General features: G+C 53.8%; 20 protein-coding genes. 12 read left to right on the top strand and 8 right to left on the bottom strand.

Going from position 1 to position 21,915, the window contains the following annotated elements:
* Positions 1-40: 40 nt before the first annotated feature.
* Positions 41-1,456 (top strand): 8-oxoguanine deaminase, encoded by a 1,416-nt coding sequence (locus L103DPR2_RS05785; protein ID WP_055360158.1) that lies wholly within the window; start codon positions 41-43, stop codon positions 1,454-1,456.
* Between the two features lie 37 nt (positions 1,457-1,493).
* On the opposite strand, the gene L103DPR2_RS05780 is transcribed toward L103DPR2_RS05785, so the two are convergent.
* Both L103DPR2_RS05780 and xdhC read right to left on the bottom strand, forming a co-directional pair.
* Complete coding sequence (locus L103DPR2_RS05780; RefSeq protein WP_055360157.1) at positions 1,494-2,714, bottom strand: urate hydroxylase PuuD; 1,221 nt, start codon at positions 2,712-2,714, stop codon at positions 1,494-1,496.
* Between the two features lie 40 nt (positions 2,715-2,754).
* Positions 2,755-3,573 (bottom strand): xanthine dehydrogenase accessory protein XdhC, encoded by an 819-nt coding sequence (xdhC, locus tag L103DPR2_RS05775; protein ID WP_055360156.1) that lies wholly within the window; start codon positions 3,571-3,573, stop codon positions 2,755-2,757.
* 85 nt (positions 3,574-3,658) lie between these two features.
* Here xdhC and L103DPR2_RS05770 point away from each other — a divergent pair, with 85 nt between their 5' ends.
* A complete protein-coding gene (locus L103DPR2_RS05770) occupies positions 3,659-4,174 on the top strand; it encodes a hypothetical protein (RefSeq protein WP_055360155.1) in 516 nt (171 codons plus the stop codon).
* A gap of 6 nt (positions 4,175-4,180) precedes the next feature.
* Here the strand turns inward: L103DPR2_RS05770 and xdhB are convergent, their stop codons facing one another.
* From xdhB to uraH, 3 genes are all read right to left on the bottom strand, one after another.
* Positions 4,181-6,535: a xanthine dehydrogenase molybdopterin binding subunit gene (gene xdhB, locus L103DPR2_RS05765; protein ID WP_055360154.1), complete on the bottom strand. Its 2,355-nt coding sequence runs from the start codon at positions 6,533-6,535 to the stop codon at positions 4,181-4,183.
* Positions 6,536-8,011, bottom strand: a complete 1,476-nt coding sequence (xdhA, locus tag L103DPR2_RS05760; RefSeq protein WP_055360153.1) for a xanthine dehydrogenase small subunit — start codon at positions 8,009-8,011, stop codon at positions 6,536-6,538.
* 91 nt (positions 8,012-8,102) lie between these two features.
* The gene (gene uraH / locus L103DPR2_RS05755; protein WP_055360152.1) at positions 8,103-8,456 is read right to left on the bottom strand and encodes a hydroxyisourate hydrolase; all 354 of its coding nucleotides are present in this window, start codon (positions 8,454-8,456) and stop codon (positions 8,103-8,105) included.
* Positions 8,457-8,518: 62 nt separating this feature from the next.
* On the opposite strand from uraH, the gene L103DPR2_RS05750 reads away from it, so the two are divergent.
* From L103DPR2_RS05750 to L103DPR2_RS05705, 10 genes are all read left to right on the top strand, one after another.
* Positions 8,519-9,193, top strand: coding sequence for a GntR family transcriptional regulator (locus tag L103DPR2_RS05750; RefSeq protein ID WP_055360151.1), 675 nt, complete (start codon positions 8,519-8,521; stop codon positions 9,191-9,193).
* Entirely contained in the window at positions 9,190-10,146 is a 957-nt protein-coding gene (gene puuE / locus L103DPR2_RS05745; protein WP_055360150.1) for an allantoinase PuuE, read from the top strand. The genes L103DPR2_RS05750 and puuE overlap by 4 nt, the downstream gene beginning before the upstream one ends.
* Positions 10,143-11,906, top strand: coding sequence for a 2-oxo-4-hydroxy-4-carboxy-5-ureidoimidazoline decarboxylase (gene uraD, locus L103DPR2_RS05740; RefSeq protein WP_055360149.1), 1,764 nt, complete (start codon positions 10,143-10,145; stop codon positions 11,904-11,906). Before puuE ends, uraD begins: the two co-directional genes overlap by 4 nt.
* A 15-nt stretch (positions 11,907-11,921) precedes the next feature.
* A complete protein-coding gene (locus L103DPR2_RS05735; RefSeq protein WP_055360148.1) occupies positions 11,922-13,196 on the top strand; it encodes a M20 family metallopeptidase in 1,275 nt (424 codons plus the stop codon).
* Between the two features lie 155 nt (positions 13,197-13,351).
* Entirely contained in the window at positions 13,352-14,386 is a 1,035-nt protein-coding gene (locus L103DPR2_RS05730) for an ABC transporter substrate-binding protein (protein ID WP_055360147.1), read from the top strand.
* A gap of 34 nt (positions 14,387-14,420) precedes the next feature.
* Positions 14,421-15,239: an ABC transporter ATP-binding protein gene (locus L103DPR2_RS05725; protein ID WP_055360146.1), complete on the top strand. Its 819-nt coding sequence runs from the start codon at positions 14,421-14,423 to the stop codon at positions 15,237-15,239.
* 11 nt (positions 15,240-15,250) lie between these two features.
* Positions 15,251-16,018, top strand: a complete 768-nt coding sequence (locus tag L103DPR2_RS05720) for an ABC transporter permease (protein WP_055360145.1) — start codon at positions 15,251-15,253, stop codon at positions 16,016-16,018.
* 137 nt (positions 16,019-16,155) lie between these two features.
* A complete protein-coding gene (locus L103DPR2_RS05715; RefSeq protein ID WP_055360144.1) occupies positions 16,156-16,725 on the top strand; it encodes a hypothetical protein in 570 nt (189 codons plus the stop codon).
* Between the two features lie 11 nt (positions 16,726-16,736).
* Entirely contained in the window at positions 16,737-18,362 is a 1,626-nt protein-coding gene (locus L103DPR2_RS05710; RefSeq protein ID WP_055360143.1) for an ion transporter, read from the top strand.
* 12 nt (positions 18,363-18,374) lie between these two features.
* Positions 18,375-19,205 carry an urease accessory protein UreD gene (locus L103DPR2_RS05705; RefSeq protein ID WP_055360142.1) on the top strand — a complete coding sequence of 277 codons (831 nt, stop codon included), beginning with the start codon at positions 18,375-18,377 and terminating at the stop codon, positions 19,203-19,205.
* On the opposite strand, the gene urtE is transcribed toward L103DPR2_RS05705, so the two are convergent.
* From urtE to urtC, 3 genes are read right to left on the bottom strand one after another with little or no spacing between them, the layout of a single operon-like run.
* Positions 19,202-19,909, bottom strand: coding sequence for an urea ABC transporter ATP-binding subunit UrtE (gene urtE / locus L103DPR2_RS05700; RefSeq protein ID WP_055360141.1), 708 nt, complete (start codon positions 19,907-19,909; stop codon positions 19,202-19,204). The genes L103DPR2_RS05705 and urtE overlap by 4 nt on opposite strands.
* A gap of 11 nt (positions 19,910-19,920) precedes the next feature.
* Positions 19,921-20,799 (bottom strand): urea ABC transporter ATP-binding protein UrtD, encoded by an 879-nt coding sequence (gene urtD, locus L103DPR2_RS05695; protein ID WP_055360140.1) that lies wholly within the window; start codon positions 20,797-20,799, stop codon positions 19,921-19,923.
* Complete coding sequence (gene urtC / locus L103DPR2_RS05690; protein WP_055360139.1) at positions 20,796-21,914, bottom strand: urea ABC transporter permease subunit UrtC; 1,119 nt, start codon at positions 21,912-21,914, stop codon at positions 20,796-20,798. Before urtC ends, urtD begins: the two co-directional genes overlap by 4 nt.
* Position 21,915: the final 1 nt, after the last annotated feature.

The following is a 21,915-nucleotide window of genomic DNA, read 5'->3' as shown; positions in this document are numbered from 1 at the left end:
GAGTTGAGTCCGATCAATTTCTTCGTGCAAAATCATTGCCATGACCACCTTGCTCATCCACAACGCTCACACCATCGCCACGCTCAACGACGCGGGCGATGAACTTCGCAACGCCTCCCTCTTTGTCAGAGACAACTGCATCGAAGCGATTGGCCCTGCCGACAGCTTGCCCCAAACGGCTGACAAAGTGATCGATGCCCAGCACCATGTGGTGATTCCCGGCATGGTGAACACACACCACCACATGTGTCAAAGTTTGACGCGGGCCATTCCAGCGGTCCAAAACGCCGAGTTGTTCAGCTGGCTCACAGGCTTGTATCCCATTTGGGCAGGTCTGCAGCCCGAGATGATTTACGCCAGCACGCAAACTGCCATGGCCGAATTGCTGCTGTCGGGTTGCACCACCAGCAGTGATCATTTGTACATCTACCCCAATGGCGTGAAGTTGGACGATTGCATTGCCGCTGCCCAAGAAATTGGGATGCGTTTTGTCGCCACCCGCGGCAGCATGAGTGTGGGCCAATCCAAAGGCGGCCTGCCACCCGACCGTGTGGTGGAACAAGAAGACGCCATCTTGAAAGACACGCAACGCCTCATCGAAACTTATCACGATGCCTCACATGGCGCCATGACACAAGTCGCTGTGGCACCCTGCTCGCCTTTCAGCGTCAGCCAAGACCTCATGCGATTGTCGGCAGAGATGGCACGCCACTATGGCGTTCGCCTGCACACGCACTTGGCCGAAAACGACCATGACATTGCCTACAGCCTCGAGAAGTTCAATCGCACACCCACGCAATATGCCGAAGACCTCGGTTGGTTGGGCGACGATGTGTGGCATGCCCACTGCGTCAAACTCGACGACGAAGGCATCTCACTCTTTGCCGCTACGCGCACCGGTATTGCACACTGCCCATGCAGCAACATGCGCTTGGCCAGCGGCATTGCCCCTATTCGCAAAATGATCGAAGCCGGCGTACCCGTGGGCTTAGGCGTTGACGGTAGCGCCAGCAACGATGCGGCGCACATGGTGAATGAAGCACGACAAGCCATGTTGTTGGCCAGACTGCGCAAGTCGCTTGAAGCCCCGCAAGTCAATGCCGAAGGCAAAACCATTTTTGGCTGCGACACCGCCCCCATGGAAATGACGGCGCGCGACGCACTGCGCTTGGCCACGCGCGGTGGCGCCGAGGTCTTAGGCCGCAAGGACATTGGGCAGTTGACGGTGGGTTACTGTGCCGACATGGCCTTGTTTGATTTGCGCAGCCTCAGTTTTGCTGGAGGCGCCGTCCATGATGCCATTGGCAGTTTGATGTTGTGTGCCAGTGCGCCTGCCGCCTACACGGTGGTCAATGGCCAAGTGGTGGTGAGCGAGGGTCAACTCACGCGCGTTGAATTAGGTCGAGTGATTGAGCGGCACAACCAATTTGCTGTGCAATTGGCGGCAGGTCACTGACCTGCAATTGCCAGGCTTTCTCGTACAAGCTTTCGCTTCAGTCCAGTTTGGCGCCAGCCAAGTACCAAGACGCGATGGTGTCACGTTCTTCTTGCGTGATGCCCGTGGCATTGTTCATCGGCATTTGCTTGGTCACGCTCACCTGTTGGTAAACGTTTTGCGCGTTCAACTGAATGCCTTCAAGCGAATCTAAGCGCACATTTTTCATTTGCACTTGGGCGCCGTGGCAGCTGAGGCATCGCTGATCAATGACGGATTTGACTTGGGCAAATGTGGCGGGCTTGGCTTGCGCATTCGCAGGCGCGCTGGATGACGAGCCCCAAGGTGCCATGGCCAAGATCACAGCCACAATCAAAGCCACACCCACTGCCGCAAAGGGCCATGGATTTTTGGCACGGCCCAAATGGTAGCCGTGGCGCTGGACGAAGAACTGACGAATCAAAGCGCCTGCAAACATCAGCACAAACAAAATCAACCAACGCTGGGGGTGCGTGTACAAAAAGCTGTAGTGATTGCTCAACATGGCAAAGATCACGGGCAGCGTGAAATACGTGTTGTGCACACTGCGCTGCTTGCCGCGTTTGCCGTGAATGGCCAAGGCCATGGCGTCGTATTTTTCGCCGGAGGTCATGGCGGCCACCACTTTGCGCTGACCTGGAATGATCCACACAAACACATTGGCACTCATGGCCGTGGCAATCATGGCGCCCACCAACAAGAAGGCGGCGCGTCCCGCAAACAATTGACAGGCCAACCACGATGCAAAGGCCACCACGCAAAGCATCAAGCCGGCAACGATCAGTTCACCATTCTTTTTAAAACCGAACAGGCGGCAGACCGTGTCGTAAACAAACCAAAACGCCACCAAGAAACCCAGCGCGGCTGAAATGGCCATGGCGGGCGACCAGTCCATCAGGGACTTGTCGATCAAATAGGTGCTGGCGTTCCACAAATACAAAACCGTGAAAAGCGCAAAACCAGACAACCAAGACGAATAGCTTTCCCAATAAAACCAATGCAACTTGGTGTGAATTTTCTTGGGCGCCACCATGTACTTCTGCGGGTTGTAAAAACCGCCACCATGCACGGCCCACATGGCACCGTCCACGCCTTTTTCAAGCAAATCGGGTGAGTTGGGTTTCAGCAGATTGTTGTCGAGGAAGACGAAGTAAAACGACGACCCAATCCATGCGATCACGGTGATCACATGCACCCATCGCAACAGCAAATTAAGCCAGTCCAGTAAATAGGCGTCCATGTTCAATTTCCAAATTGTTTACCGAAGTGTATACAATTTTTCAGGCTTGCAACAGCTGTGCCGCCACCGCCACTGCAATCACTTCAGGTTCTTTGCCTGTGATACCGGGTACACCGATGGGGCAAGTGACCTGCTGGCACTCTTCTTCTGTAAAGCCTCGCTCGACCAAGCGGCGCTTGAAGGTTGCCCATTTGGTGGCGCTGCCAATGAGGCCAATGAAGGCCAAGTCCTTGTGCTGGCGCTGGCGCTGCAAACAGGCGGCCACCACATCCAAGTCTTCGGCGTGGCTGAAACTCATGATCAAGACACGGCTTTGCGGTGCCAATTCAGGCACGGCAGCCTGCACCGGATTGGAGTGCTCACAGACCACCTGTCCTGGCACATCCGCAGGAAAAATTTCATCGCGGCTGTCGATCCACCGAACATGAAATGGCAATGGCGCCAGCACCTGAACCAGTGCTTTGCCAACGTGTCCGCCACCAAACAAGGCCAGTGGCCGAAATCGCTCAGCAGCTTGCGCTTGCATGAGTGCTTGCAAACGCGGAGCGTCCTTGATTGTCACCCCTTCAAACTTCAAGACCAAAGCACCGCCGCAGCATTGGCCCAAACTGGGGCCTAAAGCAAAGCGTTTTTCAAACGGCAACAGACCCTGAGCATGGGACGCTTGCAGGCATCGACGAGCCTCTGCAATGGCTTCAAACTCCAAATGACCACCGCCAATGGTGCCCAAAAAATCATCTCCAAAAACGGCCATGACAGTGCCTGCACCGCGTGGCACAGAGCCTTGCGCTTGCAAGACCGTGATCCACACGGCAGGGGCATGTGCCAATTTCTCAAGAAGCGCGGGAATCCAATGCACGGGAAACGACTTTCAATTTGGGACTGTTCAAACCACACTGTACAGTGACAGAATGGGCAATTGCGATAGAGGGGACAAATTTCAAATGACATTCACCGAAGCGGCACGCCATTCTCTTTTTTACCGCGGCCTCGGCTGCGCATTCATTGCAGCTTGGTTGGTGGGTTGCAGCACCCCACCACCGCCGCCTCAAGATTCGGCACCGCCACCGGCCCCCGTCGTCATCAAGCCCATCGAGCCTGCCAAGCCACAATTACCCACCTCCAACGCGCGCAATGCCCATGAGTACCGCGTTGATGCGGCCAAGCATCTCTACCAACTCAATGGCGCACGCATCTTCAAAGGTCGCATGCCGCCCATGCTCTATGCCGTCGGTGTACTGGACGTCGAGGTCGACAAGCAAGGGCAAGTCACGCGCACCTATTGGGTGAGAGCGCCAGGCCATGCCCCCGAGGTCATGAAAGAAATTGAAAAGACGGTGCGTCAAGCAGCCCCCTACCCTGTTCCGGCGCACCTGAACAAGGTGGTCTATTCAGACGTTTGGCTCTGGCACAAAAGCGGTAAGTTTCAGCTTGACACGCTCACAGAGGGTCAAGACTGAAACGGTTTAAACAGCCGCTTTGGCTTTCTCGCAAGTCATCAAAATCTTCTCGGGTGTTGCAGGCGCGCTCATGTGAACCACGGTTTTGTGGTCGGCACTGGCGCTCACAGCATCACGCAAGGCAAAGAAAGTTGACAAGGCCAGCATCAAGGGTGGCTCACCTACAGCTTTCGAATTGAAAGGCGTAGGCTTCAAATTGCTGCCGTCAAACAAGGTCACATTGAAGTGCTCTGGAATGTCGCCAGCCACTGGGATTTTGTAAGTACTGGGGCCATGCGTCAGGAACTTGCCCTTCTTGTCCCAAATGCACTCTTCCATGGTAAGCCAGCCCATGCCTTGCACGTAGCCGCCTTCAATCTGGCCTTTGTCGATGGCGGGGTTGATGCTCTTGCCAGCGTCGTGCACGATGTCCACGGCTTTGATCCAATATTCACCTGTGCGGGTGTCAATTTCAACTTCACTGACAGAGGCGCCGTAGCAGTAGTAATAGAACGCGTGGCCTGTGAGGGTTGCAAAGTCGTATTTGATTTCGGGCGTCATGTAAAAACCAGTGACCGACAAGCCGACACGGTCTAACCATGCTTGCTTGGCCACAGCCGTCCACTCCACAGACTTGCCACCACCGTGTGCCATGCTGTTGGCAAAGCTCACATCGGATTCCTTGCAGCCCAACATGTTGGCGGCCACTGGCGCCAAGCGCGCGCGCATTTGCGCCGTGGCATTCATGATGGCTGCGCCATTGATGTCTGCGCCGCTGGAAGCAGATGTTGCAGAAGCGTTGGGCACCTTTTGTGTATCGGTGCCAGTGACTCGCACGTATTTGATGTCGATGCCCAAACCATCGGCGCACACTTGCGCCATCTTGGTGTTGAGGCCCTGGCCCATTTCAGTACCGCCATGGTTGCAGCTGACCGAGCCGTCCATGTAGATGTTGAGCAAGGCGCCGCCTTGGTTCAACATGGTGGCCGTGAAGCTGATGCCAAATTTCAAGGGCACCAAAGCCAAGCCACGTTTGCGGCGCTTGTTCACTTTGTTGAACGCATTGACGCTGTCGCGGCGTTCACGGTACTTGGCTTCTGTGGCCACTTGGTCAATCACCTTGTCGCCCACCCAATCGGCAATGGTCTGACCGTATTGCGTCACCATGGTGGCAGGGTTGCCCGAAACTGCGGGGTCTTTGTAGATGTTGAGCAAGCGCACATCTAAAGGATCTTTGCCGATGTCATTGGCAATTTGCTCAATGACAGTCTCAATGCCAAACATGCCCTGAGGACCACCGAAACCACGGAAAGCGGTGGCGCTTTGCGTGTTGGTTTTGCAGCGGTGGCTGATCAGTTTCAAATTGGGAATGTAGTAGCAATTGTCGATGTGCAAGCAAGCACGATCGTTGACAGGACCAGAATAGTCGGTGCTGTATCCGCAGCGTGACATGAGGGTGATGTCAGCACCCAAGATGCGGCCTTCGTCGTCATAACCCACTTCGTAGTCAATGCGGAAGTCGTGACGCTTGCCCGTGATCATCATGTCGTCGTCGCGGTTCACGCGCAACTTCACAGGACGCTGCAATTTGAACGCGGCCAAGGCGGCACTCTGGCTGAAAATGCTGGCATTGCCCTCTTTGCCGCCAAAGCCACCGCCCATGCGGCGGCAAATCACTTCCACGTCGTTGGTGCTGAGGTTCAAGGCCGATGCGGCTTCTCGCTGATTGCCATCAGGGTGCTGCGTAGAACAGTACAAGGTGAGTTGACCATCTTCACGCGGCACGGCGTATGTAATTTGGCCTTCCATGTAAAACTGTTCTTGCTGACCGGTTTCGGTGCTGCCCTTGACTTTCCGAGGTGCTTTGGCAATGGCTTCGGATGCATTGCCGCGCGTGATGCCTTTGGCGGGCATGACAAAACTTTGCGCTGCCATGGCTTCGTCAATGGTCAAAATGGGCTTGAGTTCTTTCACCAACACTTTGGCGTTGTGCGCAGCTTCGCGGGCATAGAGCATTTCTCGTGCGACCACCACGGCGACAGCTTGTCCGATGAACTCGACTTTGCCTACAGCCAGGAAAGGATCGTCGTGAATGATGGGGCCGCAATTGTTTTCACCAGGGATGTCTTTGGCGGTGTAAACAGCCACCACACCATGCGCTTTCAAAATGGCTTCGCGGTCAATGCCGTCGCCAATCAATTCGCCATGGGCCACCGGTGATTTGATGATGGCGGCATACAAGGTGCCAGCCAATTCAGGCATGTCATCGGTAAAGGTGGCACCACCCGTCACGTGCAAATGCGCAGACTCATGAATGACATCGGTGCCTTGTTGCAAACCAGACACGGGCAATAAATTGTGCAAAGAAATGGGCGCGTTCATTTAAGCCACCTCAGTCGTTTGTTGTTCAATGAAATCGATCACCAAGTTGCGGGCGACCAATGAGCGGTAAGCCCAGGTAGCGCGCAAACCATCGCGTGCCACAAAACTGGCAGCAATGGCCGCATCCAAGTCAGACTCTTTCACATCGGCAGGCGCTTTGCCTTCCAACACGGCTTCCAACTTGGGCGCACGGCAAGGTGATGGTGCCAAGCCGTTGTAGGCCAACTTCACGTTGCTCAACTTGCCACCCTTCAAGGTGTAAGTGATGGCAGCACAAGTGGCCGAGATGTCTTGCTCAAAACGCTTGCTGACTTTGTGGGCACGGAAGACTTGACCGGCTTGAGGCTTGGGCAAAACCACAGCTTCAATGAACTCGCCAGCTTGCAAAACCGTTTGTTTTTGGCCAGTGTAGAACTGGTCCAAAGACACTGTGCGAGTTTTGTCGCCACGGCGCAAGGTGAGCGTGGTGCCCAAGGCCATTAGGCAGGGCATGGAATCACCAATGGGTGAACCATTGGCAATGTTGCCTGCCAAGGTGGCTGTTGAGCGAATGGGGGGCGAGCCAAAACGGCGCAGCACTTCGGCAAAGTCTGGGTAAGCCTTGGCCACCAAGCCCTCCACTTCTGTGAGCGAGACCACCGCACCAATGTGCCAAGCTTGTGGCGTGTCTTTCACCTGCTTGAGTTCGGCCACGTTGCCCAAGTACACGATGTGATCTGGGCGTGAGAATTGTTTGTTCACTTGTAAGCCCACTTCGGTGCTGCCTGCAAGCAAGGTGGCGGTAGGGTGTTTGACCAAGTAGTCGGCCACTTCGGCCAATGTGGCAGGTGAGACAAACTCATTGCCTTTGCGTGTGCGAACCACGGGCTGAACAATGATGTCGCCCTCCAAACTCAAAGTAGGCGTGGAAGCACGTTGAATCTCTTTGAGCAACGGCAGGTCGGCTGAATCGTCTAGCTTCAATGCAGCCTTGTTACCACAGGCTTTGGAAGCCGCTTCCAAAATGGGCGCATAGCCAGTGCAACGGCACAAATTGCCGCTAAGCGCATCGCTCACTTCTTGACGCTTGGGCGAAGGGTTGACTTGCACCAAATTCACCAAGCTCATCACGATGCCTGGGGTGCAGAAACCGCATTGGGAGCCATGGCAATCGACCATGGCTTTTTGCACAGGATGCAAACTGCCGTCGGGTTTTTTGAGGCTCTCCACTGTTTTGATGGACTTGCCATCCAAGGAGGGCAGCAATTGGATGCAGCTGTTAACGGCTTTGTAGTTGACCGCATTGCCGCTGTCATTCAAATCACCCACCATCACCACACAGGCGCCGCAATCACCTTCTGCACATCCCTCCTTGGTGCCAGTGCGATGCAATTGTTCGCGCAGGTAATCTAAGACGGTGGTGGTGCGGCGCACGCCTTGGGCTTCGACGATTTGGCCGTCAAGCACGAAACGCACAGTGTTGGTCACTTGGCTCATGGTGGAAAAGTTTGGGGGTTGATTCAAAACAAGTTTGATTTTAGGGAGTTCACCCCGTTCTCGGGCGAAATCGACCAGAAATAATTGCGATTTAAGAGCCGCGGTAGGTCGAGTAACTCCAAGGGCTGACCAAAAGGGGCACGTGGTAGTGCTCAGCCACATGGGCCACCCCAAAATCGAGCGTCACCAGGTTCAAAAAGGACGGCTCAGGGAGCTGAACACCTTTGGCCTTGAAATAAGAGGCCACGTCAAACACCAAGCGGTAGGTGCCCTTTTGCAAACTGGCGTTGTCGTACAGCGGCCCGTCTGGATTGCGGCCATCGGCATTCAGGTGAAAGGTCTTGACCAAGGTGGCAAATTGGCCCTCGGTGGTGTAGAGGCTGACCTGCATGCCTGCTGCGGGGCAGCCGTGCATGGTGTCTAAAACGTGTGTACTCAAACCCATGATGTGTCTTTCCTAAAACTTGTCGACTGAAAGTGTATACACTTTTGGCTTTTGAAGCTATCATGACTTTCATGGAAACCTCATCGACCCACGCCATTGTCAGTGCGCTGACCAAAGCCATTGTCGAGCATCGCCTGATGCCAGGCTCCAAATTGGCGGAGCAAAAACTGGCCACCCATTTTGGGGTGTCCCGAACCTTGGTGCGCCAAGCCCTGTTCCAGCTGTCCCAAAATCGCCTCATTCGCATGGAGCCAGCGCGCGGCGCTTTTGTGGCCGCCCCGTCCGCCGACGAAGCCAAACAAGTGTTTGCGGTTCGCAGAATGCTGGAGATTCAAATGACGCGCGAATTTGTGCGCGACATCACGCCGGCCAAAATTCGCGCCCTGAAGGCCCACACCAAACAAGAGAAAGAAGCTGTGGCGCAAGAGGATGTGCACGGCCGCACCGAATTGCTGGGCGATTTTCACGTGCGCATTGCCGAACTCATGGGCAACCATGTGTTGGCGCAAATTCTGGGCGAACTCATTTCTCGCTGTGCGCTGATCACACTGATGTACCAAACGCTGAATGCCGCACAGCACTCCGCACACGAACACGAAGCCATAGTGGAAGCCATGGCCAAAAAAGATGTGGAGCTGTCTGCAAAGCTCATGGAAGAACATTTGATTTTTGTTGAGAACAGCCTCAGTTTCGACAAAAAAATTCCCACCCACGACATTTCGCTGGCCCTGTCATGACCTATTCCGCTTACGACTCTACGGCGCCCTACCCGCGCGATCTTCAAGGTTACGGCCGCACACCACCCCACGCACAGTGGCCTGGTCAAGCGCGCATTGCCGTGCAGTTCGTTTTGAATTACGAAGAAGGTGGCGAAAACTCTGTGTTGCACGGCGATGCAGGCTCCGAACAATTTTTGTCAGAAATGTTCAACCCTGCCAGTTTTCCAGAGCGCCACATCAGCATGGAAGGCATTTACGAATACGGCTCGCGAGCCGGTGTCTGGCGCTTGTTGCGTGAATTTGAAAAACGCAAACTACCTCTCACGGTTTTCGGTGTTGCCACTGCGCTGCAAAAACACCCCGACGTGTTGGCAGCTTTTCAAGAATTGGGCTACGACATTGCTTGTCATGGCTTGAAATGGATTCACTACCAAAACATTGACGAGGCCACTGAACGTGCGCACATGGCCGAGGCCATGGACATTTTGCAAAAGCTCAGCGGAGAGCGTCCGCTGGGTTGGTACACCGGCCGCGACAGCCCCCGCACGCGACGCTTGGTAGCCGACTACGGCGGCTTTGAATACGACAGCGATTACTACGGTGACGACCTGCCCTTTTGGATGAAGGTTGAAAAAAGCGATGGCCAAGTTGCACCGCAATTGATCGTGCCCTACACCTTGGACTGCAACGACATGCGCTTTGCATTGCCCCAAGGTTATTCACATGCAGACCCCTTCTTTCAGTACATGAAAGACACGTTTGATGCGCTCTACAAAGAAGGCGATCCTCAAGGTTTGAACCGCCCCAAGATGATGAGCATTGGCATGCATTGCAGGCTCTTGGGCCGCCCAGGTCGCATCACCGCTTTGCAACGATTTTTGGACCACATTCAAGCCCATGACCATGTGTGGGTATGCCGACGCCTGGACATTGCGCGTCATTGGAAAACAACCCACCCCTATACACCATGACGCTTCAATTAGAACAACTCAACAAAGCCTCCAACGAAGAAGCTTTGCAACTGCTTGACGGTTTGTACGAGCACTCGCCCTGGATTGCTGAAGGCGCGCTCAAAATGCGACCCTTCGCCTCTTGGGCTCATCTGAAACATTGCATGGCGCAAGTGCTCAGCGATGCCGGTCGCGAAGCCCAAATTGGGTTGATCCGCGCTCACCCCGAACTGGCTGGCAAGGCCATGGTGCGCAAAGAACTGACTGCGGAATCTACCAACGAACAAACCAAGGCCGGCTTGACGGAATGCACCGCAGAAGAGTTTGAAAAAATTCACGCACTGAATGCAGCCTACAAGCAAAAATTTGGCTGGCCTTTCATTCTGGCGGTGCGAGGCCCTCGTGGTGTCGGTTTGAACAAACATCAAATCATCGCAAGCTTTGAGCGACGCCTGCACGGCCATCCCGATTTTGAATTGGCCGAGTGCTTGCGCAACATTCACCGCATTGTTGAAATTCGCTTGAACGACAAAACCGGCTGTCACCCTGACCAAGGCGATGAAGTGTGGGACTGGCACGAAGCATTGGCACAGCACAGCGACCCAGGTTTCAAAGAGAACGGCCAACTGACCGTGACTTACCTCACCCAGGCCCACCTGGCTTGTAGCGCCAGCATTCAGAGCACCATGAAATCTGCGGGTTTTGATGAGGTGTATGTGGACGCAGTGGGCAACGTGGTGGGGCGTTATCACCCTGCACAAGATGGCGCCAAGTACTTGCTCACAGGCAGCCATTACGACACCGTGCGCAACGGCGGCAAATACGATGGCAGATTGGGCATTTATGTGCCGATTGCCTGCGTCAAGAAATTAGCTTCAACAAAATCTCGTCTGAAATTTGGCATTGAAGTGGTGGCCTTTGCAGAAGAAGAAGGCCAACGCTACAAGGCCACCTTCTTGGGCTCGGGCGCCTTGGTGGGTCAATTCAACCCCGCTTGGCTGGACCAAATGGACGTCGATGGCGTGTCCATGCGAGAGGCCATGAAGCAAGCAGGTTTGAATGAACACGACATTCCCAAAATTCAACGCAATCCAGCAGATTACCTAGGCTTCATCGAAGTTCACATTGAGCAAGGCCCTGTGCTGAACGAGATGAACTTGCCCTTGGGCGTGGTCAGCTCCATCAATGGCAGCGTGCGCTATTTGTGCGAAATGATAGGCACTGCCAGCCATGCAGGCACCACCCCCATGGACCGCCGCCGAGATGCGGCCGCAGCGGTTGCTGAACTGGCGCTGTTCATGGAAAAGCGCGCCGCTCAAGATGGTGACTCGGTTGCCACGATTGGCCAACTCCAAGTGCCCAATGGCTCGATCAACGTGGTGCCTGGCAAATGCCTTTTCTCGATGGACATGCGCGCGCCCACCGACCCACAACGGGACGCGCTTGAACGCGATGTCTTGCAAGCCTTGGACGACATTTGCGAACGTCGCGGTTTGGTCTGCAAACGCGAAGCAACCTTGCGTGCCCCGGCCGCACCTAGCGCACCCGAATGGCAAAAGCGTTGGGAGAATGCGCTGAAAGACTTGGGCGTGCCCTTGTTTGTGATGCCAAGCGGTGCCGGCCACGACGCCATGAAGTTGCATGAGGTGATGCCCCAAGCCATGTTGTTCGTGCGCGGCGAAAACAGCGGCATCAGCCACAACCCTCTGGAATCCACCACCACAGATGACATGCAGTTGTGCATCGATGCCTTTGCCCATGTCCTGCACCACCTCGCTTAACATTTTCAAAATCACATGACTGCCTCCACCCAACAATACGCTCAACTCGATCAATGGATCGATGCCCACTTTGATGAGCAAGTGAAATTTCTGCAAGCCTTGGTTCAAGTGCCCACAGACACACCGCCTGGCAACAATGCACCGCATGCAGCCAAGACCACCGAACTCTTGAAAAGCTTGGGTTATGTGGCTGAGCAATTTCCAGTCCCTGAAGCAGAGGTCAAAGCCTACGGCTTAACCTCACTCACCAATCTGATTGTTCGCAGACCCTTTGGTGCAGGCGGCAAAACCATTGCTCTGAATGCACACGGCGATGTGGTGCCTCCCGGTGAAGGATGGACCCATCCTCCCTACGGTGCTGAAATTGAAAATGGCCACATGTATGGCCGCGCCACAGCGGTCAGCAAATGCGACTTCTCTACCTTCACCTACGCACTTCGCGCGGTTGAAGCCTTGCGCGATCAACAGCAGTTGGCACTCAAGGGCAATGTGGAATTGCACTTCACTTACGACGAAGAATTTGGTGGTGAAAAAGGCCCGGGTTGGTTGCTAGACAAGGGCGTCACAAAACCTGATTTGATGATTGCGGCTGGGTTCAGCTATCAAGTGGTCACGGCCCACAATGGCTGCTTGCAAATGGAAGTGACGGTTCACGGCAAGATGGCTCACGCAGCCATTCCGGAAACAGGCGTGGATGCTTTGCAAGCGGCGGTTCACATTCTGAACAAGCTCTACGCGCAAAACAAACGCTACCAACAAATCACATCCAAAGTTGAAGGCATCAACCACCCCTACTTGAATGTGGGCCGCATTGAAGGCGGCACCAATACCAATGTGGTGCCCGGCACGGTCAGCTTCAAACTCGACCGCCGCATGATTCCAGAAGAAAACCCTCAAGAGGTGGAAGCCAACATTCGCGATGTGATTGCGCAAGCTGTAACGGAATTCAACCAAGGCCGCGCTCAAGATGCGCAAGTCCGCATCGACATCAAACGCTTGCTCATGGCGCACGCCATGAAGCCGCTGGCAGGCAATGCGCCTTTGGTCCAGGCCATCCAACAACATGGAAGCGACATCTTTGGCGAACCCATTCCTGCCATGGGTACCCCCCTCTACACCGACGTGCGCTTGTACGTGGAAAAAGGCATTCCTGGCGTGATCTACGGTGCAGGCCCCCGAACCGTGCTGGAATCCCACGCCAAACGCGCCGACGAGCGCCTGAATTTGGAAGATTTGCGCAAAGCAACCAAAGTGATCTCACGCACCCTTTTGGACTTGCTTCAGGGCTGAAGAACCAACTTAGGGCGTTTGCGACAACTTTTTAACCGATCTACGTCAAAAATCGTATACATTTTGGAACACAAACGCCCTTCGAACCCCCCTCATAATGGCATTGATATTGCTTGTTGTTTTGCAATCTTTTGTCATACCCTTTTGGAGCTTTCATGAAAAAACGTTTCTTGCTTAAAACTACTGCAGCCTTGTTGGCTGCCTGCACATTGGGCTTGGCCCAAGCTCAAACAACGCCCATCAAGTTCCAATTGGACTGGCGCTTCGAAGGTCCTGCGGCCTTTTTCTTGACACCCGTCGCCAAGGGTTATTTCAAAGATGCGAAATTGGATGTCACAGTTGACGCAGGCAACGGTTCTGGCGGTGCGGTGACACGTGTGGCCTCTGGTAGCTACGACATTGGCTTTGCCGACTTGGCCGCGCTGATGGAATTCCACGCCAACAACCCCGACGTGCCCAACAAGCCTGTGGCCATCATGATGGTCTACAACAACACGCCTGCTTCTGTCATGGCGCTGAAAAAATCTGGCATCAAAACACCCGCCGATTTGGCTGGCAAGAAATTGGGCGCACCTGTGTTTGATGCAGGACGCCGTGCATTCCCCATCTTCCAAAAAGCCAACAACATTGGCAACGTGGCATGGACAGCCATGGACCCCCCATTGCGTGAAACCATGTTGGTTCGCGGCGATGTCGATGCCATCACAGGCTTCACCTTCACCTCTTTGCTCAACATTGAAGCACGCGGTGTGAAGGCCGATGATGTGGTGGTCATGCAATACCCCGATTTCGGCGTGAAGCTCTACGGCAACGTGATCATTGCCTCACCCAAAATCATGAAAGAAAATCCAGCCGCTGTGAAGGCCTTCCTGTCTGCTTTCACCAAAGGTGCGAAAGACGTGATTGCCAACCCTGCAGCCGCCATTGCGGATGTCAAAGCACGTGACGGCATCATCAACGTGGAATTGGAAACTCGCCGTTTGCAATTGGCCATCGACACCGTGATCAACAGCCCCTCTGCGCGCGAAGAAGGCTTTGGTCAAGTCAAGGGCCCTCGTTTGGCTTTGATGGCATCCCAAGTTTCAGATGCCTTCAATACCAAAACCCGCATCAAGCCAGACGATGTCTGGAACGGTTCTTTCTTGCCTAGCACCAAAGAACTCGACATCTTGCCTAAGCCCAAGAAATAAATTCTGATTTCCTGATTGAACAAGGCGGCCTGTTTTGAGCACTCCCAATTTCGTTGATTTTCAAAATGTTTGGTTGGCCTACAACGACGAGTTGTTGGCCCAAAATCACTTTGCAGTTGAAGACATCAATTTGCAAGTCAAACAAGGCGAATTCATTGCCATTGTGGGTCCATCGGGCTGCGGCAAGTCCACCTTCATGAAGCTCACCACGGGTTTGAAAAAACCCAGCAAGGGGCAAATCATGGTGGACGGCCAGCCCGTCACAGGCCCCTTGAAAATCAGCGGCATGGCTTTTCAGGCACCTTCTTTGTTGCCTTGGCGAACCACCCTCGACAACGTCTTGTTGCCTCTGGAAATTGTGGAGCCTTATCGCTCGCAATTCAAACAACGCAAGCCAGAGTTTGTCGAGCGCGCTCGCAAGTTGCTGCAAACCGTTGGCTTAGCGGGTTACGAAGACAAGTTTCCTTGGCAACTGTCGGGCGGCATGCAACAACGCGCCAGCATTTGCCGCGCTTTGATTCATGAGCCCAAGATGCTGCTGCTCGACGAGCCCTTTGGCGCCCTCGACGCCTTCACACGCGAAGAGCTGTGGTGCATCTTGCGCGATCTGTGGACCGAACAAAAATTCAACGTCATTTTGGTCACCCACGATTTGCGCGAGTCGGTCTTCTTGGCTGACACCGTTTACGTGATGAGCAAAAGTCCAGGGCGTTTTGTGGTCAAGCGAGAAATTGATTTGCCACGTCCACGCGATTTAGAAGTGACGTACACCCCTGAATTCACCAGCATCGTTCACGATTTGCGCGGCCACATTGGTGCCATTCGCAAAGCCGGTGCGGTCATCAACCAATAAGCAGGTGATTTGTGAACAAGAAAACGCTCGAAACATCTGCACCTTGGATTTTGTTGGTGCTCACGCTGCTCATTTGGCAAGGCCTCTGCAGTTTCTTCAACGTCTCGGAATTCATTTTCCCCAGCCCCTACCGCATTGCGCAGCAAACCATCGAGTTCCGTGATGTGATTGCCGCCCATGCATGGCGCACCTATTGGGTCACCATGGCGGGCTTTGGCATTGCCATCGTGGTGGGCGTCTTGTTGGGCTTTGTCATTGGCAGCTCGCGTTTGGCCTATGCTGCGGTCTACCCGCTCATGACCGCCTTCAATGCATTGCCCAAGGCAGCCTTCGTGCCCATCTTGGTGGTTTGGTTTGGCATTGGCATTGGTCCCGCCATCCTCACAGCCTTCTTGATCAGCTTCTTCCCCATCATGGTCAACATCGCCACCGGCTTGGCCACTCTTGAGCCTGAACTCGAAGACGTGCTCCGCGTGTTGGGCGCCAAACGTTGGGACGTCTTGGTCAAAGTAGGCCTGCCCCGCTCCATGCCTTACTTCTATGGCTCCTTGAAGGTGGCCATCACATTGGCCTTTGTGGGCACCACGGTTTCCGAAATGACAGCGGCCAACGAAGGCATCGGGTATCTACTGATCTCAGCAGGTTCTGCCATGCAAATGGGCTTGGCCTTCTCGGGTTTGGTGGTGGTGGGCGCCATGGCCATGGTGATGTACGAGCTTTTTAGTTACATTGAGAAGCACACCACCGGATGGGCCCACCGCGGCTCACACAACGAATAAAGCCAAAGCTTTCGGCCTTATTTTCAGATCGGCTCTAAAGGCTTGACCTTTCGAGCCGATTCCCTACGATGCACCGTTAAATCGCCAAGCCAGTTCGGCTTGGTCTTAACGCATCCTTGCAGCAGGGAGTTTCTTTCATGAGCCAAACAGACGCGCCGACAGATCAGGCCAAGCCGGCACCCGCAGTCTCGGGTTACCCGAACTTTTGGGACATTTTGTTTCTGATTTTTCTAACTTTCGCCTTGGTTTGCGTTGCCTGGGTGGGTGTGTTGTCCCATGAAGAAGGCAACAAGAATGAAGTCACGAAACAAAATGGCGAAGCTTGGGTGAAATGGCTCAAGGACAACAGCGAACCCCGCATGCAAGAAGACTTTGCCATCGAAAGTTGCGCCTCTAGCGCCATGGAACGCAGACGTTGGGGTGATTGTTACAACGACGTCCTTGAGAATGTCAAAGAACTGAAAGGCTTGACCAACGCTTTTACAGGCGAGCCCTTGACCTTCATTGCCAAATGCGACCCCAAAGACAAAACAACCGTTGGCAACATCATCTTAGAAAAGATCGTGCCTACACCGCCGGGTTCTGCCATCCCAACTGTTGCGTCCCAATTGGTCGAAATGGATGCCATCGATACCAAAATCGCACTGAAAGTCACAGTTTGCGACAAAGGTGGCTATCCCATCAAAGTTGATGAGTTTGAGTTTTAAGGGGTTTCAACATGGCAACCAAAAACATTGAAGCCCAACTGCTGTCTCACGAAGCAGAGATTTCGAGCGACCTGCCATTCCGCAAATGGCTATACGCATGGCTCTTAGACCCTCACATTGAGGGCAACTATCACAAGACCATTGAGCATTGGATCGGCTTACTGATCGTAGCCAACTTGTTTGCATTGGTGTTCGAGCATCTGCCTGCCGTTTATGAACCCAATCAAATTTGGTTTCATTACTTCGATGTGGCTTCCGTCATCATCTTTTCCATCGAATACGTCCTGCGACTTTATTTAGCACCAGAAGACGACGAATTTAAAAAACACCGTTTCTCACGCTTGCGATATGTCAGCAGTCCCTTCGCGGTGATTGACCTGATTGCCATCTTGCCTTTCTTTTTGCAAGCCTTCATCTCGATTGATTTGCGCTTCTTACGGTTCTTGCGTTTGCTGCGTATTTTGAAACTCTTCCGAGTTTTGATTCCGGCTGTGAAAGAATTTGTCGCGATCAACAAAGGCAGAACCTTCCGCCAAAAAGTACACGCCTTGGTTTTCCCCAGCGAGTACGGTGGCGAACTTCACCACATGTTCGACACCTTCATTGTCATTTGGGTGGTGATTTCGGTCATCGCTGTGGTGTTGGAGTCAGTTCAAAGCATTCACTATTTGTTGAATCTTGAATTTCTGATTCTGGATGCCATTGCGGTCAGTGTCTTCACGCTCGAATACTGCCTGCGCTTGTATTGTTGTGTGGAAGAACCGGGCTATCAAAAAGCCATTACTGGCCGACTGAAGCTGGCCAAGTCGACCTCCTCTGTCATTGACCTGTTGGCCATCGCCCCCTTCTTCCTAGAAGTCTTTTTGCATCACTTGTTTGACTTGCGCTTCATGCGGGTATTCCGTTTGCTGCGCTTGCTCAAATTGACGAGATACACAGGTGCAACGCAATCGCTCTCCAAAGTGATTGCACGTGAATGGCCTGTCATGGCAGCTTCAGCCTTCATCATGTTGCTGCTGGTGGTGATGACCGCCAGCTTAGGTTATTTGTTTGAACACGAGGCTCAGCCTGATAAGTTTGAAAACATTCCTCAATCTATTTACTGGGCTGTTGTGACTTTGGCATCGGTGGGTTATGGTGACATTTCCCCCATCACACCAGCTGGTCGCGCCATGACCATCGTTTTGGCCTTGATTGGCATCGGTATTTTTGCCATCCCTGCTGCCTTGTTGTCTGCAGCGTTTGCCGACCAACTGAAATCCGATCGCGAAGCCTTGGTCAACACCATCTACGAAATGCTGGCAGACGGCGTCATTGACGATGATGAAGCACACTTTATCAAAACAGAAAGCAAACGCCTTCACCTGACCGATGACGATTTGCGGCGCTTGGTCGATAAAGCTAAAAAAGAGCGTGAGTTGATGGACGACGTGTCGATCTTGCCTTTGCATAAAATAGCATCGAATCCCGAACACACCATTGAGCACTTCAAATATCTGCTGGGTCAAATCAGGCAACTGAATTTGCTGGCCGACCAAGAACAACTCAACGAAACCTTGGACAAGCCTGACCGCTTGACCTCTTCCGATAAACAACTGTGGCGCTTGATCAACCGTCAAGAAGCGCCACCCACCTGAAGACAAGCATGTATGGCATGGCGCGCTGAACTCCAATTGGATTACACACTCGAGTCTCAGCGCACCGTTGCCAGACATTCGCATCAGGGTCCGCTGCGCATCCTCAAAAGCCTTTACCCCGAAGGCGACGCCATTTGCCACAACGTCTTGGTACACCCACCCGGGGGTTTGGTTGGCGGCGACACCATTGACATTCAAATCTCAGTTGCTTCTGGTGCCCATGGTTTGGTCAGTACGCCAGGCGCCACGCGGTTTTACAAATCAGGCGGCCATCCGGCCTTGCAACAAGTGGTTGCCCATGTTGCCGATCAAGCCCGGCTTGAATGGTTGCCCTTAGAGGCCATTGCCTACAACGACTGCGAAGGCACCAACCGAGCTGTATTCAACTTGGCGCCAGGCGCTGAATTAATCACATGGGATGTGACCGCACTGGGTCTGCCCACCTCGGACCAAGCTTTCAAGCAAGGCCATTTTCAACAGCACCTGGAAATTCCAGGGGTTTGGTTGGAACGTGGCGACATTCAAGGCACCGATGCGCGATGGCTCAACAGCCCACTGGGTTTGGCCGGACAAAAATGTTTGGCCAACTTGGTCTTTACGTGTGGATCGCCCATTGCCGCTGAACGCGCAGAACGCGCCTTAGAGGCCGCACGGCTGGTGATAGAGGCTCACCCCTTGAAACTGCAGGCAGGCATCACCTGTGCTCACCCGCAGGTCATTGTGCTGCGTGTCATGTCGCCTTTGGTAGAACCCACCATGGATTTGCTGAAGCAAGTCTGGGCAATTTGGCGCCACACCCTGTGGAAACTGCCCAGCGTGCCGCCCAGAATTTGGAGCGTTTAAATGGCCACCAACTGTCGAATGCCCTTGGCCTGCATTTCATGGCCCGGGCCTTTGGCAATCACTTCGCCGCGTTCCATGACCAAGTAAGCATCGGCCAGTTCTTCGGCAAAGTCGTAGTACTGCTCGCACAGCAACACGGCCATGCGTTGGCCTTGCATGCCTTCATCCGCCAGCTTTCGTATCACTCGGCCAATGTCCTTGATGATGCTGGGCTGAATGCCTTCTGTGGGCTCATCCAAAATCAGCAACTTGGGCTTGGCGGCCAAAGCGCGTGCAATGGCCAGCTGCTGTTGCTGTCCGCCCGACAGGTCACCGCCACGGCGGTGCAGCATTTGTTTCAAGACAGGAAATAGTTCAAACAATTCCGCGGGAATGGGCGTGCCGCCAGGCTGAGTGGCCAGACCCATCATGAGGTTTTCTTCAACCGTCAGCCGTGCAAAGATCTCGCGACCTTGCGGCACATACCCCACACCCGCACGAGCGCGCTCGTAGGGCGTCGCCTTGGTGAGGTCTTGCCCACCTAAAACCACCGCGCCACTTTTGATGGGCACCACACCCATCAAGGACTTGAGCAAAGTGGTTTTACCAACGCCATTGCGCCCTAATAGCACTGTCACTTCGCCCTGCTTGGCTTCCAAACTCACATCGCGCAAGATGTGCGAACCACCGTAGTACTGCTGAATGTTGTTGACCGTTAAATTCATATCACCTCGCCTCAACGGCCCAAATAAACTTCAATCACACGCTCGTCCGCTTGCACTTGGTCCAGGGTGCCTTGTGCCAGCACAGAACCATCGCACAACACAGTGACGATGTCAGAGATCGTTTTGATAAAGCCCATGTCGTGCTCCACCACCATCAAAGAATGCTTGCCTTTCAAGGTCAAGAACAACTCGGCTGTTCTTTCGGTTTCGTGATCGGTCATGCCGGCCACGGGTTCGTCCAACAACAAGAGCTTGGGGTCTTGCATCAGCAACATGCCAATCTCGAGCCATTGTTTCTGACCGTGACTTAGATTGCCCGCTTGCGTCAACACACTGTCGGCCAAATGAATGGTGTGCAAGACCTCCGCCAATCGGTCGGATTGCATCGAGTCCAACTTGAAGAACATGGACGCTTTCACACCCTTGGGTGTTTTGAGCGCCAGCTCCAAGTTTTCGAAAACGCTGAGTTGCTCAAACACGGTGGGCTTTTGAAACTTGCGGCCAATGCCTAACTGCGCAATCTCGGGTTCGTTGTGGCGCAGCAAGTCGATGGTGCTGCCAAAGAACACTTGGCCTTCATCAGGACGGGTTTTACCCGTGATGATGTCCATCATGGTGGTTTTGCCAGCGCCATTGGGGCCAATGATGCAGCGCAACTCACCAGGGGCAATGTCCAAGGACAATTTGTTGATGGCTTTGAAACCATCGAAGCTGACGCTGACGTCTTCCAAATACAAAATGCGGCCGTGGGATACATCTACCTCGCCAGGCGTGTGGATGCGGCCATAGCTGGCATCACGTCCGCCCGATTCAGTGGCTGTTGAAGAATAGGCTTCTGGGGCATGCGCAGCGGCACGCTGCGCGCCTTGTTTCATGAGGTCAGGGTTCATGAACGGCCTCCTTTCAATCGCTGCACCAAGCCCACCACACCCTGTGGTAAGAACAAGGTCACGGCAATGAACAGAGCGCCTAAGAAATACAACCAAAACTCTGGTGCAGTGACTGTCAGCCAACTTTTGGCACCGTTGACCAAGAACGCACCCACCACAGGGCCAATCAGACTGCCACGGCCACCCACTGCAGCCCACACGGCAATTTCGATCGAATTGGCAGGGCTCATCTCACCCGGATTGATGATGCCCACTTGGGGCACATACAAGGCACCCGCGACACCGCACATGACAGCAGAGATCACCCAGATGCTGAGCTTGTAGGGCAAGGGTGAATAGCCAGAGAACATGACACGGGACTCCGCATCACGAATGGCTTGCAAAACGCGTCCAAATTTGCTGCGAATGAGCCACCGGGCCATCAAGAAAAAGCCCAGCAAGGTGATGCCGGTCAACACAAACAAAATCATGCGCATGTTGGGTGTGGCCAAAGGCAAATCCAAAATCCGTTTGAAATCGGTAAAGCCATTGTTGCCACCAAAACCGGTTTCATTGCGGAAGAACAACAGCATGGCGGCAAAGGTCATGGCCTGCGTGATGATGGAGAAGTACACGCCCTTGATGCGGGAGCGGAAGGCAAAGTAACCAAAGACGCCAGACACCACCGCTGGCACCAAGACGATCAACAAGAGTGTGGCCACAAAGCTGTCCGACAGCGCCCAGTGCCACGGCAACTCTTTCCAATCTAAGAACACCATGAAGTCGGGCAAGTTGCTTTTGTAATTGCCATCGGTGCCAATCTGGCGCATGAGGTACATGCCCATGGCATAGCCGCCAATGGCGAAAAACAAACCGTGGCCCAAAGACAAAATACCGGTGTAACCCCAGATCAAATCCATGGCCAAAGCGCAAATGGCGTAGCACATGATTTTGCCAACCAAGCTCACGGCGTAATCGCTGAAATGCAACCAGTGGCCTTGTGGCACCACCAGGTTCATCAAGGGAACGCACAGGCAAACAAACAACAATGCCACCCAGAAGGCTGTCCAGCCTTTGCCCGTGAACAAAGGTTCACGACCCGGCAATTCCATTTTTGAAATATTCAAGTTTGTCATC

Source organism: Limnohabitans sp. 103DPR2 (assembly GCF_001412575.1).
Classification (GTDB): Bacteria; Pseudomonadota; Gammaproteobacteria; order Burkholderiales; family Burkholderiaceae_C; genus Limnohabitans_A.
The sequence above is the reverse complement of the archived record's forward strand: the minus strand, read 5'-3'. Positions and strand labels throughout refer to the sequence as shown.